This window comes from Phytopseudomonas punonensis, from assembly GCF_900142655.1.
In the GTDB taxonomy this organism is placed as follows: domain Bacteria; phylum Pseudomonadota; class Gammaproteobacteria; order Pseudomonadales; family Pseudomonadaceae; genus Aquipseudomonas; species Aquipseudomonas punonensis.
This window is the reverse complement of sequence record NZ_FRBQ01000002.1, coordinates 46,167-61,082: the sequence shown is the minus strand read 5'-3', so window position 1 is coordinate 61,082 and position 14,916 is coordinate 46,167. Positions and strand designations below refer to the sequence as shown.

13 protein-coding genes are annotated in these 14,916 nt (G+C 61.8%); 7 read left to right on the top strand and 6 right to left on the bottom strand.

All coding sequences use genetic code 11. The features are described from left to right. Position 1 precedes the first annotated feature (1 nt). A complete protein-coding gene (tsaA, locus tag BUC40_RS06945) occupies positions 2-694 on the top strand; it encodes a tRNA (N6-threonylcarbamoyladenosine(37)-N6)-methyltransferase TrmO (RefSeq protein ID WP_073264045.1) in 693 nt (230 codons plus the stop codon). A gap of 210 nt (positions 695-904) precedes the next feature. Here tsaA and grxD read toward each other — a convergent pair whose 3' ends face one another. Together grxD and BUC40_RS06935 are read right to left on the bottom strand one after the other, a co-directional pair. Continuing rightward, the gene (grxD, locus tag BUC40_RS06940) at positions 905-1,231 is read right to left on the bottom strand and encodes a Grx4 family monothiol glutaredoxin (protein ID WP_073264043.1); all 327 of its coding nucleotides are present in this window, start codon (positions 1,229-1,231) and stop codon (positions 905-907) included. Positions 1,232-1,336: 105 nt separating this feature from the next. After that, positions 1,337-3,445, bottom strand: coding sequence for a molybdopterin oxidoreductase family protein (locus tag BUC40_RS06935; RefSeq protein ID WP_073264041.1), 2,109 nt, complete (start codon positions 3,443-3,445; stop codon positions 1,337-1,339). Positions 3,446-3,731: 286 nt separating this feature from the next. On the opposite strand from BUC40_RS06935, the gene argF reads away from it, so the two are divergent. Both argF and BUC40_RS06925 read left to right on the top strand, forming a co-directional pair. Further along, positions 3,732-4,652 (top strand): ornithine carbamoyltransferase, encoded by a 921-nt coding sequence (gene argF, locus BUC40_RS06930; protein ID WP_073264039.1) that lies wholly within the window; start codon positions 3,732-3,734, stop codon positions 4,650-4,652. Continuing rightward, the gene (locus tag BUC40_RS06925; protein WP_073264037.1) at positions 4,649-5,734 is read left to right on the top strand and encodes an ABC transporter ATP-binding protein; all 1,086 of its coding nucleotides are present in this window, start codon (positions 4,649-4,651) and stop codon (positions 5,732-5,734) included. The genes argF and BUC40_RS06925 overlap by 4 nt, the downstream gene beginning before the upstream one ends. Positions 5,735-5,740: 6 nt before the next feature. Here BUC40_RS06925 and BUC40_RS06920 read toward each other — a convergent pair whose 3' ends face one another. The 3 genes from BUC40_RS06920 to ybaK all read right to left on the bottom strand — a co-directional run bounded on the left by BUC40_RS06920 (position 5,741) and on the right by ybaK (position 8,036). Continuing rightward, positions 5,741-6,520, bottom strand: a complete 780-nt coding sequence (locus BUC40_RS06920; RefSeq protein ID WP_073264035.1) for a PhzF family phenazine biosynthesis protein — start codon at positions 6,518-6,520, stop codon at positions 5,741-5,743. Positions 6,521-6,616: 96 nt separating this feature from the next. Further along, entirely contained in the window at positions 6,617-7,402 is a 786-nt protein-coding gene (locus BUC40_RS06915) for a substrate-binding periplasmic protein (protein ID WP_073264033.1), read from the bottom strand. Between the two features lie 166 nt (positions 7,403-7,568). Further along, positions 7,569-8,036: a Cys-tRNA(Pro) deacylase gene (ybaK, locus tag BUC40_RS06910; protein ID WP_073264031.1), complete on the bottom strand. Its 468-nt coding sequence runs from the start codon at positions 8,034-8,036 to the stop codon at positions 7,569-7,571. A gap of 346 nt (positions 8,037-8,382) precedes the next feature. Between ybaK and BUC40_RS06905 the strand changes: the two genes are divergently transcribed. The 4 genes from BUC40_RS06905 (at position 8,383) to glpD (ending at position 13,845) form a co-directional block, all read left to right on the top strand. Continuing rightward, positions 8,383-9,237 (top strand): MIP/aquaporin family protein, encoded by an 855-nt coding sequence (locus BUC40_RS06905; RefSeq protein ID WP_073264029.1) that lies wholly within the window; start codon positions 8,383-8,385, stop codon positions 9,235-9,237. Positions 9,238-9,307: 70 nt separating this feature from the next. Continuing rightward, positions 9,308-10,813, top strand: a complete 1,506-nt coding sequence (glpK, locus tag BUC40_RS06900; protein WP_073264027.1) for a glycerol kinase GlpK — start codon at positions 9,308-9,310, stop codon at positions 10,811-10,813. A gap of 411 nt (positions 10,814-11,224) precedes the next feature. Then, positions 11,225-11,980, top strand: a complete 756-nt coding sequence (locus tag BUC40_RS06895) for a DeoR/GlpR family transcriptional regulator (protein ID WP_073264025.1) — start codon at positions 11,225-11,227, stop codon at positions 11,978-11,980. Between the two features lie 269 nt (positions 11,981-12,249). Continuing rightward, on the top strand, positions 12,250-13,845 hold the full coding sequence (gene glpD, locus BUC40_RS06890) for a glycerol-3-phosphate dehydrogenase (RefSeq protein ID WP_073265137.1): 1,596 nt from the start codon (positions 12,250-12,252) through the stop codon (positions 13,843-13,845). Here the strand turns inward: glpD and BUC40_RS06885 are convergent. Then, entirely contained in the window at positions 13,769-14,758 is a 990-nt protein-coding gene (locus BUC40_RS06885; RefSeq protein WP_073264023.1) for an alpha/beta fold hydrolase, read from the bottom strand. The genes glpD and BUC40_RS06885 overlap by 77 nt on opposite strands. Positions 14,759-14,916: the final 158 nt, after the last annotated feature.

Below are 14,916 nucleotides of genomic sequence, written 5' to 3'. Positions count from 1 at the left end.
CATGAGCTACCAGGTTTCGCCCATTGGCTATGTGCGCTCCTGCTTCAAGGAGAAGTTCGCCATCCCGCGCCAGCCGCAACTGGCACCCGCGGCGCGGGGCGTGCTCGAACTGTGCGCACCATTCGATGGAGGCGATGCGCTGCAGGGCCTGGAGCAGGTCAGCCACGTGTGGCTGCTGTTTCTCTTTCATCAAGCGCTGGAAGACAAACCCAGGCTCAAGGTGCGCCCGCCACGCTTGGGTGGCAATCGCTCGCTTGGCGTATTCGCCACGCGGGCGACTCATCGGCCTAACGGCATCGGTCAATCGGTGGTGAAACTGGAGAAAGTCGACAAGGATCGCCTGTGGCTATCCGGCATCGACCTGCTCGACGGCACGCCGGTGCTCGACGTCAAACCCTACGTGCCCTATGCCGACTGCGTGCCTGACGCCCACAACCATATGGCTGCGGACGCTCCCGTGCGAATCGAGGTGCAGTGGCAAGACAACGCGCTGGCTCAGGCGCGCGAACACGGCTTGCGCCTGAACGAGCCGCTGGTCGAGCTGATCGAGCAATGCCTGGCCCAGGATCCGCGCCCGGCCTATCAGCAGCCCACGCCCGAACGCCGCTATGGAGTACGTTTATGGGACGTCGATGTGCACTGGCACTATCCGCATGAAGGCTGTATCCGCGTACTGGATGTGCAGGCGGAGTAGCTCACCGAGCCTCTCCGAACCTGGAATATCCGCACGACCTCCCCGGGTATAGCTTCGCTCAACCACGGGCTACCTCCCTTAGCCTGGCGTTGAGCGAAGCGATACCCAGGAAAACCCTGCATACAACCGCAGCAACGGCCAGCGACTCTTTTTCGCAGGCGAAAAAAATCCGCAGCCATCGCTGGCTGCGGATTCGGGGTCTTCAGACGATCAGGCGTCGGCTTTCTGCACGGCATCCTTGATCAGGGTCTGCAACTCACCCTTTTCGTACATTTCCAGCAGGATGTCGCTACCGCCTACCAGCTCACCGGCTACCCACAATTGCGGGAAGGTCGGCCAGTTGGCGTACTTGGGCAGGTTGGCGCGAATTTCCGGGTTCTGCAGGATGTCGACGTAAGCGAACTTCTCGCCGCAGCCCATCAGCGCCTGCGTAGCACGTGCGGAAAAACCGCACTGTGGCGCATTCGGCGAGCCTTTCATGTACAGCAGAACGGTGTTGCTGGCGATCTGCTCTTTGATGGTTTCGATGATATCCATTAGGCACCTCAGAACTGGACTATCCGACTCGTGGGTCGATACGGTGGCGCATTGTAACCAAAAGCCGAGCGCAATGCTCAGTCATGCAGATGCGCTGCACGTGATTCAAGGCGCCACCACGTCCACCGGCACGCCATTGAGCGCGGCGTTGCCCGACAGCCCGTCGAGCAGACGTTCGTCGGTCAGGTCATTGGCACTCACCCCGGGTGTCGCCTGGGCAATGCTCATCTGCACACCAGGGCGGCCGTGCCCCCAACCATGGGGTAGGCTGACGACGCCAGGCATCATCTCGGCGCTCGCCAGCACCTCCACCTCCAGCATGCCAACCCGCGAGCGCACTCTGACCCGCTGACCGTCCTGAAGCCCGCGTTGGGCGAGATCTTGTGGATTCATCAACAGCTGATGGCGCGGCTTGCCCTTCACCAGCCGGTGATAGTTGTGCATCCAGGAATTGTTGCTGCGCACATGGCGACGGCCGATCAGCAGGAGCTGGCCTTCAACCAATGCCGGCTGTGCGGCGAAGCGCTGCAAATCGTTAAGCAACAATGGCGGCGCGGCCTGCACCTGGCCATCGGCCGTTCTCAGGCGCGCCGCCAGGTTCGGCTTCAGCGGGCCGATATCCAGACCGTGCGGATGATCCTGCAGGGTCTGCAAACTCAACTTGAGCGGCGAGCGGTCGCCATAAGGCCCCATGCGCAAGCCCATGTCGATCATTTGTGCAGGCGCTTGCGTCGGTTTTAATGTGGCGCCGGTCTGCGCGGCGAAGGCTTGCGCCAGGCCGACGAAAATCTCCCAGTCATCCAATGCGCCCTCGGGCTTGGGCAGCACTGCTTCGTTGAAGCGAGTGACATTGCGCACCGCGAACAGGTTGAAGGTGGTGTCGTAGTGGTCGTGCTCCAACGGCGCGGTGGACGGCAGGATCAGATCGGCATAGCGGGTGGTTTCGTTGATGTACAAGTCCACGCTAAGCATGAAGTCCAGCCCCTCGAGGCCACGCTCCAGCTGACGGCCATTGGGCGTAGACAGCACCGGGTTGCCTGCCACGGTAATCAGCGCACGTACCTGGCCATCACCCGCCGTCAGCATTTCCTCGGCCAGGGCGCTGACCGGTAGCTCGCCGCCATATTCGGGCAACCCGGATACGCGGCTCTGCCAGCGGTTGAAGTGCCCGCCAGAAGTGGCGCCGACCAAGTCCACAGCGGGCTCGGTGCACAACGCCCCGCCCTCTCGATCCAGATTGCCGGTGACCAGGTTGATCACCTGCACCAGCCATTGGCACAGGGTGCCGAATACCTGAGTCGAGACACCCATGCGGCCATAGCAGACGGCACGCTCGGCAGCGGCAAAGTCGCGGGCCAATTGACGGATCGTCTCGGCCGCAATGCCGCAATGCGCGGCCATGCGCTCTGCGCTGAACGCTGCAACCGCATTGCGCAGTTCGTCCAGCCCGGCGACAGGCAGATGGCTGCCGCGCCCCAGGCCCTCCTCGAATATGGTGTTGAGCATGCCCAGCAGCAATGCCGCATCCTGCCCGGGGCGAATGAACAGGTGCTGGTCAGCGATGGCTGCAGTTTCGGTATACCGCGGGTCGACCACCACCAGCTTGCCGCCGCGGGCCTGGATGGCCTTGAGGCGCTTTTCCACGTCCGGCACGGTCATCAGGCTGCCGTTCGACGCCAGTGGGTTACCACCGAGGATCAGCATGAAGTCGGTGTGATCGATATCCGGGATCGGGATCAGAAAACCGTGGCCGTACATCAGGTGGCATGTGAGGTGGTGAGGTAACTGATCGACCGAGGTGGCGGAATAGCGGTTGCGGGTCTTGAGCAGGCCGAGAAAGTAATTGCTGTGGGTCATCAGCCCATAGTTGTGGACGCTGGGGTTGCCCTGATAGACCGCCACCGCATTCTGCCCATGGGCGGCCTGCACGGCGGCGAGGCGGCTGGCGGCGAACTCGAGGGCTTCCTGCCAACTGATAGCTTCCCAGTTGTCGCCGTTACGGCGCATGGGCTGGCGCAGGCGATCCGGGTCGTTCTGAATGTCCTGCAGGGCGACGGCCTTCGGGCAGATATGCCCACGGCTAAACGGATCATCACGGTCACCCTTGATGGAGCGCACCTGGGGCTGCCCATCGGCAGCCTGGTCGACTTCAAGGGTCAGCCCACAGATGGCTTCGCACAGGTGGCACGCACGGTGATGGAGGGTCGTGATCATGGCCAGCCTCGCTTTATTGTTGGAAAGCCATCATGGGCGCCAGCGAGGGCACGTACCAGCAGCTTCATCCCTGTGAATCGTGGGCCATCAGGGCCATGCATCAGGCTCGTTGAAAAGCCTGAAAGGCGCGTCACATCTGGCAATCCGGGCGGATTTGCGCGTAGGCGTCATTTACTTATAACATCGGCGGCTTCCCGTTTCGTCGCACTGTGCGGCCCCCAGCCGCAGGCTCTCTCGTTTTCCCGAAAAAAGAGCCTGCGCCCTGTTTGTCAAAAGGTAGTTAACGATGAGCGCAAGACACTTTCTCTCGCTGAAGGACTGCACACCGGATGAACTGGTGAGCCTGATCCGACGCGGCATGGAGCTGAAAGGCTTGCGCAACAGCGGCGTACTGTTCGAGCCGCTGAGAAATCGCGTGCTGGGCATGATTTTCGAGAAAGCCTCGACCCGTACTCGCCTGTCGTTCGAAGCCGGCATGATCCAACTCGGTGGCCAGGCCATCTTCCTGTCGCCGCGTGACACCCAGCTGGGCCGTGGCGAGCCGATTGCCGACTCGGCCATCGTCATGTCGCGCATGCTCGATGCGATCATGATCCGCACCTTCGCCCACAGCACCCTGACCGAATTCGCCGCCAACTCCCGAGTGCCGGTAATCAACGGCCTGTCGGACGATCTGCACCCCTGCCAGCTGCTGGCGGACATGCAGACCTTCCTAGAACACCGCGGCAGCATCGTCGGCAAGACCGCCGCCTGGATCGGCGACGGCAACAACATGTGCAACTCCTATATAGAAGCGGCCATGCAGTTCGACTTCAAATTGCATGTCGCCTGCCCGCAAGGTTACGAGCCGAATGCGGCACTGCTAGCCGAAGCGGGCGAGCGGGTGAAGATCTTCCGCGACCCGCACGAAGCAGTCACCGGCGCGCACCTGGTGAGCACCGATGTGTGGGCCTCCATGGGCCAGGAAGAAGAAATTGCCGAGCGCCACAAGCTGTTCGCGCCGTATCAGGTGAACCGCGCCCTGCTCGATGCGGCCGATGAGAACGTGCTGTTTCTGCACTGCCTGCCGGCGCACCGCGGCGAGGAAATCAGCGTCGATCTGCTCGACGACCCGCGCTCGGCGGCCTGGGATCAAGCAGAGAACCGCCTGCACGCGCAAAAAGCGCTGCTCGAATTCCTCGTTGAACCGGCGTATCACCACGCATGAGCCAGTCGATGCTGTTGAGCCTGCGCAATCTGGGTTGTGGCTACGGCGACCAGCGCATCGTGCAGCACCTGGATCTGCACCTCAATACCGGGGAAATCGGCTGCCTGCTCGGCCCATCAGGTTGCGGCAAGACCACCACCCTGCGCGCCATCGCCGGTTTCGAGCCGGTGCTGGAAGGTGAAATTGCCTTGGCCGGCGAAGTGATTTCCCGCCCTGGCTTCACCCTGGCGCCCGAGAAGCGCCGCATCGGCATGGTGTTTCAGGATTACGCGCTGTTCCCGCACCTGAGCGTGGCGCAGAACGTATCCTTCGGCATTCGCAAGCAGGCGAACTGCGAGCAGGTGACCCGCGAGTTGCTGGAACTGGTCAAACTCGATCACTTGAGCAAACGCCATCCGAACGAGCTCTCCGGTGGTCAGCAACAGCGTGTGGCCCTGGCCCGTGCGCTGGCCACCAACCCGCAACTGCTGTTGCTCGACGAACCGTTTTCCAACCTCGATGGCGAGCTGCGCCGACGCCTCAGTCATGAGGTACGCGACATACTCAAGGCCCGTGGCACCAGTGCGATTCTGGTCACTCACGACCAGGAAGAAGCCTTTGCCGTCAGCGATCAGGTCGGAGTCTTCAAGGCCGGCCACCTGGAGCAATGGGACACGCCGTTCAACCTCTACCACGAACCGCAGACGCCCTTTGTCGCCAGCTTTATCGGCCAGGGCTACTTTATTCGCGGTCAGCTATTGGCGCCCGATGAAGTGCAGACCGAACTGGGCGTGATCCGCGGCAACCGCGCCTACGCCTGGCCGGTCGGCAGCGCGGTGGATGTGCTGCTGCGCCCGGACGATATCGTCCATGACCCGCAAAGCGCGCAAAAGGCCAAAATCGTCGGCAAGAGTTTTCTCGGTGCCGCCACCCTGTATCGCCTGCAACTGCCTACTGGCAGCCAGCTGGAAGCACTGTTCCCCAGCCACGCCGATCACCAGCCCGGTGAACAGGTCGGTATTCGGATCGCTGCCGACCATTTGGTGGCGTTCGCAGCACCGGGCAGTGTGGCCGCGCCATCGACGCTGGAGCTGGCCGACTAAAAGGCTTTATAGGTGCAGCTGGCCGCTGCTCACCAATCTCGCATGGCCAGCGATCTTCACCCGCTCCCCGCTCAGCCAACACCATAGAAAACCGCCGCGCTTACCGCCCTGGTAAGCGCTCAGCTCAGGCCTGCCCAGTTGCTGCGCCCAGTAAGGCGTAAGAATGCAGTGCGCCGAACCGGTGACCGGATCTTCGTCGATGCCCACCGCGGGCGCGAAGTTGCGTGATACGAAATCCACCGACTCACCTTTTGCGGTGATAATCACCGCCGGCCAAGGCAATTGCGCCAGCGCTTTCAGATTTGGCTGGCAAGCAGCCACAGCAGCCTGCGACTCGAGTACGACGAGTAACTGCGGCGCATCCAGCACGGCAATCGGCGTCTGCCCGAGAATTTCCGCCAAGCCCTGCGGGGTGGCGATCGGCGTCGGTTGCGCACAGGGGAAATCCAGCACCAGGCGATCGTCTTCGCGGCTGACCGACAAGGCGCCATCCACATAGTTGAAATCGATACGCTCACCCGCCTCGCCGTGGCACTCGAACAAGGCATGGGCGCTGGCCAACGTGGCATGCCCGCACAGCCGCACTTCGGTCGTCGGGGTAAACCAGCGGATGCGCCAGGCAGCGCCCTCCTTCACCACAAAGGCGGTTTCGGCCAGGTTGTGCTCGGCAGCGATCTGCTGCATCAGCGAGTCGTCGAGCCAGTGATCGAGGCGATAGACAATGGCGGGATTGCCCGCGAATGGCTTGTCGCTGAATGCATCGATCTGATGAAACGGCAAAGGCATCGAGTGATTCCTGTAGAGGAGTGAAACGCTGAGCATGCCAGCACCGCAGCGCCTGGCTGCGATACAGCTCTAGGCCAATGCAGCGCAACAGTAGGATCAGCGTTGCGGGTGAATGCCGTAGCGCTGCAGCAGCGCGCCCAGCCGACCGTTCTGGCGATAGCGGCGCACGCCTTCATCGAAGATGTCGCGATAACGGGCGCTGGAGGAAAGCACTGGGGAGAAGGCGATATAGATCGGCACATCCGGCACCCGGCAACCGACTTCGATCAACTCATTTTTATTGCCGGCCTGGTTCATGTGCATGGCCATGATCCAGGTGTTCTCGACCAGCGCATCCAGGCGCCCCAGCTCGACCTTGCGTACGTTCAACGCCAGCGCCTGCTCACCCGCCGCCAGCTGCAGCCTTTCATGGTCTCTCTCATAACGCCTGACGTAACCATCGAGCTCTTCGCCATAGCTGTAGCCGTTGATCACACCGAGGCGAACACCGGCGAGCGACGCCAGCCCGGTATAACGCCAGGTGCTACCGGGGCGCGCATAGAAACAGTTACGGGAAATACCGGGGGCCTGTTTGCCGAATAGAAAGTCCGGTGCGTCACGTACACCCGCTCCGATCAGGGCGTTGGCGCGGCCGTTGCGCACGTCCTGCACGGCGCGCGCCCAGTTGGTGACGCGGTAGTCGACCCCAATACCGGCCTCGGCGAATATCTGCGTGGCGAGCTCGACGAAGACGCCGGGGCGCTCAGCGTCCGGCGCGCAGTTGACCGGGCACCAAACATCGGCCTCCATGATCAGGCTCTCGGCCCTGGCACCGCTGCTGGCCATAACTGCAGCGCCCAACAGGCCACTCGCCATCCAAGCAAAGCCTTTCACTGTTTGCATCGCCTCCTGCTGCTTGCGCGGGGCGACACGCCAGCCCCACTGTCCATTCGATTTACCGCGGCCACCACCTGGCAGCGCTGCGACAGTGCCAGTGTCTGAAGTTCGCTTCAAGCGGGGCGAGGGATATCCGGCGTATGGTAATCAGCCGACCGACAGGTTCGTGCGGTTAACGACCGATCTCGGCGAACTGCCCCTGAGTGTGCTCTACCAGAGTGTCGGCACTCAGCTCAACTTCAAGGCCGCGTCGCCCGGCACTTACATAGATCGCTGCAAAGTTGCGCGCGCTGCTATCGATAAAAGTGCGCAGGCGTTTCTTCTGCCCCAGCGGGCTGATGCCGCCGACCAGATAGCCCGTCGCGCGCTGCGCCGCATCGACCGGGGCCATGTCCACCTTCTTCACACCGGCGGCATGGGCCAGAGCCTTGAGGTCGAGTGTGCCGATGACTGGCACCACCGCCACCAGCAGTTCGCCTTTCTCACTGACTGCGAGCAACGTCTTGAACACTTGAGCAGGCTCAAGGTCTAGCTTCTGCGCTGCCTCCAAACCATACGAGGCGGCTTTGGGGTCGTGCTCATAGCTGTGAATTCGGTGCTCGGCACGCACCTTTTTCAGCAGATTCAGCGCTGGGGTCATGACAGCTCCAGGTTGGATTGGAAACGGCAAAGCCGGTCGATTCTAGCGCTGCCGCTCGGCAAACGCTGCGCCGCGTTAACAACGCTCAGAAAAGGTGTTTCGCAAGGGAACCTATCCCTTGCCAAACTGACCTATTTATCTGTAAGCGCGATTGATATCGAAAATATGAGCCGCCATTAGGGTTCGATTTTTTGACAATGGACGACACGCCTCTATATTTTTTTCGATTGCGAACATCCACACAGAGACTTTAACTGCAATGGCAATGGTGCAAACGGAACGCTCCTGATCGAGCCTCTCCGCGCCTCGCACCGGCGCCGCACAACAACAAAAACGAGGCTTCCCCATGACAACTGCGCTACAACAACCCTCGCTGTCGGGCCAATGTACGGCCGAATTTCTGGGCACCGCTCTGCTGATCTTCTTCGGCACCGGCTGCGTCGCGGCACTCAAGGTGGCCGGGGCCAGCTTTGGCCTCTGGGAAATCAGCATCATCTGGGGCGTCGGCGTGAGCATGGCGGTCTACCTGACCGCAGGCGTTTCCGGCGCGCATCTCAATCCGGCGGTCAGCATCGCGCTGTGCATTTTCGCCGGTTTCGAAAAGCGCAAACTACCCTTCTACATTCTGTCCCAGGTCGCTGGCGCTTTCTGCGGTGCACTGCTGGTTTACACGCTCTATAGCGGGCTGTTTTCAGAGTTTGAACAAACCCACCAGATGGTTCGCGGCTCGGTAGCCAGCCTGGAACTGGCGTCGGTGTTTTCCACCTTCCCCAACCCGGTGCTGTCCACCGGCCAGGCGTTCATGGTCGAAGTGGTTATTACCGCCATCCTGATGGGCTTGATCATGTCCCTGACCGATGACAACAACGGCCTTCCGCGTGGCCCGATGGCGCCGCTGCTGATCGGCTTGTTGATCGCCGTGATCGGCAGCTCCATGGGCCCGCTGACCGGCTTCGCGATGAACCCGGCGCGGGACTTCGGCCCCAAACTGATGACCTTCTTCATGGGCTGGGGCGAGATATCCCTCACCGGTGGCCGTGACATTCCGTACTTCCTGGTGCCGATCTTCGCACCGATCGTGGGTGCCTGCCTGGGCGCCTTGGCGTACCGCACCCTGGTCGCTCGCCACTTGCCGAGTGCGGCGCAAACGCCGGTGCCGGCGGCAGAACGCGCCACCGGCCGCGACGTCAAAGCTTCGTGATTTCAACTGCGCACATTCATAAGGGTGTGCGCCACTTTTGTCCTCCGCTCACTCGCTCAAGGCAATCGACATGACAAACGCTCAAAACAAGAACTACCTCATTGCCCTCGACCAGGGTACTACCAGCTCCCGCGCGATCATTTTCGACCGCGATGCCAACGTGGTGTGTATCGCCCAGCGCGAATTCACCCAGCACTACCCGCAAAGCGGCTGGGTCGAACACGACCCGATGGAAATCTTCGCTACCCAGAGTGCGGTGATGGTCGAAGCGCTGGCACAGGCGGGCCTGCACCATGACCAGGTGGCCGCCATTGGCATCACCAACCAGCGTGAAACCACCGTCGTGTGGGACAAGAATACCGGCCGGCCGATTCATAACGCCGTTGTCTGGCAGTGCCGCCGCAGCACCGAGATCTGCCAGCAGCTCAAGCGTGACGGCCTGGAGCCGTACATCAAGGAAACCACCGGCCTGGTCACCGACCCCTACTTCTCGGGTACCAAGCTCAAGTGGATTCTTGACCACGTCGAAGGCAGCCGTGAACGCGCCCGCAACGGTGAACTGCTGTTCGGTACCATCGATAGCTGGCTGATCTGGAAATTCACCGGCGGCAAGGTACACGTCACCGACTACACCAACGCCTCGCGCACCCTGCTCTTCAACATCCACACCCGCGAGTGGGATGCCAAGATGCTCGAAGTGCTGGATATTCCCCGCGAGATGCTGCCGGAGGTCAAATCCTCGTCCGAGGTCTATGGCCACACCAAGAGCGGTATCGCCATTGCCGGTATCGCCGGCGACCAGCAGGCCGCGCTGTTCGGCCAGATGTGCGTCGAGCCGGGCCAAGCCAAGAACACCTACGGCACCGGTTGCTTCCTGCTGATGAACACCGGCGACAAGGCGGTCCACTCCCAGCACGGCATGCTCACCACCATCGCCTGCGGCCCGCGCGGCGAGCCGGCCTATGCACTGGAAGGCGCAATCTTCAATGCCGGCTCGACCATCCAGTGGCTGCGCGATGAGCTGAAGGTGGTCAATGACGCCTACGACACCGAATACTTCGCCGGCAAGGTCAAGGACAGCAACGGTGTGTACATGGTCCCGGCCTTCACCGGCCTCGGCGCGCCGTACTGGGATCCCTATGCCCGTGGCGGCCTGCTCGGCCTGACCCGCGGAGTGAAGATCGATCACATCATTCGCTCTGCCTTGGAATCCATCGCCTACCAGACCCGCGATGTGCTCGACGCCATGCAGCAGGACTCCGGCGAACGCCTCAAGTCGCTGCGCGTGGACGGCGGCGCGGTGGCCAACAACTTCCTCATGCAGTTCCAGGCAGACATTCTCGGCACCCACGTGGAGCGCCCGGAAATGCGCGAAACCACGGCATTGGGCGCGGCCTATCTAGCGGGCCTGGCTACCGGCTTCTGGAGCAGTCTGGACGAGTTGCGCGGCAAGGCGGTGATCGAGCGCGTGTTCGAGCCGCAACTGGGCGAGGCCGAGAAAGAAGCGCTGTACGCCGGCTGGAAGAAGGCGGTCGATCGCACCCGCGACTGGCAGCCCCACGAAGAGCAGAAGTGAGCCATCAGCCGGGCGAGGGCCTGTTAGCACTTCCGCACGACCGCGCCGGAGCCTGTTTTGCCGCGAGGCAAGGGCCGCGCCCGCTCCCGGCGGGCTTGCGGCATTTCCCACATCCATGTGGGTCACACAGCCGCGAAGTTTAGTGGGCTAAATGAGCCGGCGAGAAACGCAGCATCGCGGCAAAACAGGCCCGACCCTTCGGGTTGTGCGAAAAATCTCGCCATGCGTTGTTGGAGGACTTGGCAAGGGAACAACCATTCCCTGCGTCCTCCGCCTAGCCTGGCAAGATCTTACGCAGCAACGCGGCTTGCGCGGCAGTGTTAACAGGCCCTGGTCCCGGCTGTCACTGGCAGAGAGCAGATTCGTGCGGCATCATGGTGCAATTCCGTGAGGCAGCCTGAAGGACCCCCCATGAATCTGCCCCCTCGCCAGCAGCAAATCCTCGACCTGATTCGCGAACGCGGTTACGTCAGCATCGAGGAGTTGGCCACTCTTTTCGTCGTTACCCCGCAAACCATCCGCCGCGACATCAACCAGCTGGCGGATGCCAACTTGCTGCGCCGCTACCACGGCGGCGCGGCCTACGACTCCAGTGTCGAAAACACCGCCTACGCCATGCGCGCCGACCAGATGCGTCAGGAAAAGCAGCGCATCGGTGAAGCGATCGCCGCGCAGATTCCCGATCACGCGTCGCTGTTCATCAATATCGGCACCACGACCGAATCGATTGCCCGTGCGCTGCTCAACCACAGCCACCTGAAAATCATCACCAACAACCTCAACGTCGCCTCGATGCTCGCCGCCAAGGATGACTTCGATGTGCTGCTCACCGGCGGCAACGTGCGCCGCGACGGCGGCCTGGTCGGCCAGGCGAGCGTGGACTTCATCAACCAGTTCAAGGTCGACTTCGCCCTGGTCGGCATCAGCGGCATTGATGAAGACGGCAGTCTGCTGGACTTCGATTATCAGGAAGTGCGGGTTTCACAGGCGATCATCGCCAACGCCCGCAAGGTGATCCTCGCTGCCGACTCCAGCAAGTTTGGCCGCAACGCGATGATCCGCCTTGGCCCGATCAGCCTGATCGACTGCCTGGTAACCGATCAGCAACCCGTGCCCGGCCTCTGCCAATTGCTCGAGCAGCACAAGATCCGCCTCGAAGTCGTCTGAGCCACTACCCTCCTCCCCACCACCTGAGCGCTGCCTTTCAGTAAGCCAGCGCTCAGGTGCGTGTTGTTTTTCCTGTTCATTCGAACATCGGGCGAACCTTCGCGCCCCGAAAGCATCTGTAAATATGTTCGTGAATTTTCATTCAGGCACATTCCAGCGCATTTTTTGAGCAATCACCACTGGAAGCGGCCTTATTCATGCGCTAATATTTTCGAAAATGAACATAAATGTTCGAATTTAAATTCGAACGCTATACGAGGCCCACGACGATGCCCACATCCAGCCAGTCCAACAGCCCGCTGTCCGAGGTTTACGATATTGCCGTCGTTGGCGGCGGCATCAATGGTGCCGGCATCGCCTGTGACGCCGCTGGCCGTGGCCTGTCGGTATTTCTCTGCGAGAAGGACGACCTCGCCCGTCATACCTCCTCGGCGAGCAGCAAGCTGATCCACGGCGGCCTGCGCTACCTGGAGCACCATGAATTCCGCCTGGTGCGTGAAGCCCTGGCCGAGCGCGAAGTGTTGCTGGCCAAAGCGCCGCACATCGTCAGCCCGATGCGTTTCATCCTGCCCCACCGCCCTCACCTGCGCCCTGCGTGGATGATCCGTGCTGGGCTGTTCCTCTATGACAACTTGGGCAAACGCAAAGCCCTGCCGCGCTCGCGCGGTTTGAGCTTCGGCGCCAACAGCCCGCTCAAGCCAGAGATCAGCAAGGGTTTCGAATACTCAGATTGCTGGGTTGATGACGCGCGCCTCGTTGTGCTCAACGCCATGGCAGCCCGCGAGCACGGCGCCCATGTGCATACCCACACGCGCTGCGTCAGCGCGCGCCGCAGCAAAGACGCCTGGGAGGTCGACCTCGAGCGCGCCGATGGCAGCCGCTTCTCGATTCGCGCCAAGGCGCTGGTCAACGCCGCCGGGCCTTGGGTGGCACGCTTTATTCGCGACGATCTGCAGCAGAAATCGCCCTATGGTATTCGCCTGATTCAGGGCAGCCACTTCGTTGTGCCGCGCCTGTTCGAAAGCAAAGAAGCCTACATTCTGCAGAACGAAGACCGCCGCATCGTCTTCGCCATTCCCTATCTGGATCGCTTCACCCTGATCGGCACCACGGACCGCGAATACCAGGGTGACCCGGCCACGGTCAGCATCAGCGAAGAAGAAACCGACTACCTGCTCAAAGTGGTTAACGATCACTTCCGCAAATCGATCAGCCGCGCCGACATCATTCATAGCTACGCCGGCGTGCGCCCGCTGTGCGATGACGAGTCCGACGAGCCGTCGGCGATCACCCGCGATTACACCCTGTCGCTGTCGGCCCAGGGCAGCGAGGCGCCACTGCTGTCGGTGTTCGGTGGCAAGCTGACCACTTACCGCAAACTTGCAGAGTCGGCGATGGCTCAGCTGGCGCCTTTCTTCCCGAACATGAAGGCGCGCTGGACAGCGGAAGCTCCGCTGCCAGGTGGCGAGAACATGCAGAGCCGGCAGAGCCTGGTCGATGCACTGCGTGCACGTCACGGCTGGCTCGATGCCGACCTGGCTTACCGCTGGGCAGTCACCTATGGCAGTCGCGCCTGGAAGCTGCTCGACAACGTGCAGAGCCTGGAAGGGTTGGGCGAGCATTTCGGCCACGATCTTTACGCCCGCGAAGTGGACTACCTGCGCGAGCACGAGTGGGCGACTGAAGTGGACGATATCCTCTGGCGCCGCAGCAAACTGGGCTTGTTCCTATCTGCCGCCGAACGCAGCCGACTTGAAGCCTACCTGGCCCCTGCCCCGGCTCCGATGCTTACAGCTGTACCAAATGCTCGTCCTGTCGATGAGCCTGCAGGTGTGGCAGTACCGCGGCCAGCAACGGCGCCTTGAAACGCTCCTGAAAACGGTGAGCGAGCCCTGGAATCAGGCGCAGCTCACTGCCTTGGATATGCGCGGCGACATGCACGCCGTGCATCACCGGCAACAGCGGATCGGCGGTGCCGTGCACGACCAGTGTCGGCACCCGCAGCCGATTGAGCAGATCGACCCGGCTACCTTCGGCAAGAATCGCCAGCAATTGGCGTTCTACACCTGCCGGATTGAAGGCACGGTCATAGGCGACTTCAGCCTGATGCAGCAGCACCGCACGATCATCCACCACGCTAGGGCTGCCCAGCGCCGCCAGCAGATCCGCCTGCTGCTCCAGTGCCACCTCACGGTTCAGCGCATCCCGGCGCGCCAGCAGGTGCAACAACGCAGGGCTCGGTGCTGGCAAGCCCTGAGCGCCAGAACTGGTCATCACCAAAGTCAGGCTGCGCACTCGCTGCGGCGCCATATCGGCTATGTGCTGGGCGATCATGCCGCCCATGCTGGCACCAAGCAGGTGAAACTCGCGAATGCCCAGCGCATCCATCAGCCCCAGCGCATCGCCCGCCATATCGCGCAGCCCGTAAGGAGCGCCGACCGCCAGCCCGAGGCGATAACGCAGCACTTCATAGGTGAGGTTGGCTGTGGGCGCCTCGCGGTTCCAGCGACTCAGGCCCACGTCGCGGTTATCGAAGCGAATGACCCGAAAGCCCTGTTCGCACAACTGCTCGACCACATCGTCCGGCCAATGGATCAGCTGCCCACCGAGGCCCATGACCAACAGCAACGCCGGATCGCTGTCATGCCCAATGCTCTGATAAGCCAGGCTCACATCCGCCAGCGACACGCGCTCGACGTCCGTGCCGACCTTGCAGGCTTCAGTCGCCAGGGACGACAGGCTGCACAGCAAGGCAGCCAGAAAAATAACTACGCGCATCATTGATTCCACAAAGCGATAAGCCGGATAGCAGACAAGTGTCGCAGTGATGGCCAAACGCGCGCTGCCACAGAACGGTGACAGTTTGATGAAACCTGCCAAGCGACCGATTAATAGGCGCCCGCTCAAACGAGCTCGACAGCGAACCAACCCTGGGT

Coding starts and splice junctions, on each gene's coding strand:
- glpK (WP_073264027.1), top strand. CDS start 9,308: ATGACAAACGCTCAAAACAAGAACTACCTCATTGCCCTCGACCAGGGT.
- grxD (WP_073264043.1), bottom strand. CDS start 1,231: ATGGATATCATCGAAACCATCAAAGAGCAGATCGCCAGCAACACCGTT.
- ybaK (WP_073264031.1), bottom strand. CDS start 8,036: ATGACCCCAGCGCTGAATCTGCTGAAAAAGGTGCGTGCCGAGCACCGA.
- BUC40_RS06895 (WP_073264025.1), top strand. CDS start 11,225: ATGAATCTGCCCCCTCGCCAGCAGCAAATCCTCGACCTGATTCGCGAA.
- argF (WP_073264039.1), top strand. CDS start 3,732: ATGAGCGCAAGACACTTTCTCTCGCTGAAGGACTGCACACCGGATGAA.
- BUC40_RS06915 (WP_073264033.1), bottom strand. CDS start 7,402: ATGCAAACAGTGAAAGGCTTTGCTTGGATGGCGAGTGGCCTGTTGGGC.
- glpD (WP_073265137.1), top strand. CDS start 12,250: ATGCCCACATCCAGCCAGTCCAACAGCCCGCTGTCCGAGGTTTACGAT.
- BUC40_RS06905 (WP_073264029.1), top strand. CDS start 8,383: ATGACAACTGCGCTACAACAACCCTCGCTGTCGGGCCAATGTACGGCC.
- BUC40_RS06920 (WP_073264035.1), bottom strand. CDS start 6,520: ATGCCTTTGCCGTTTCATCAGATCGATGCATTCAGCGACAAGCCATTC.
- BUC40_RS06885 (WP_073264023.1), bottom strand. CDS start 14,758: ATGCGCGTAGTTATTTTTCTGGCTGCCTTGCTGTGCAGCCTGTCGTCC.
- tsaA (WP_073264045.1), top strand. CDS start 2: ATGAGCTACCAGGTTTCGCCCATTGGCTATGTGCGCTCCTGCTTCAAG.
- BUC40_RS06925 (WP_073264037.1), top strand. CDS start 4,649: ATGAGCCAGTCGATGCTGTTGAGCCTGCGCAATCTGGGTTGTGGCTAC.
- BUC40_RS06935 (WP_073264041.1), bottom strand. CDS start 3,445: ATGATCACGACCCTCCATCACCGTGCGTGCCACCTGTGCGAAGCCATC.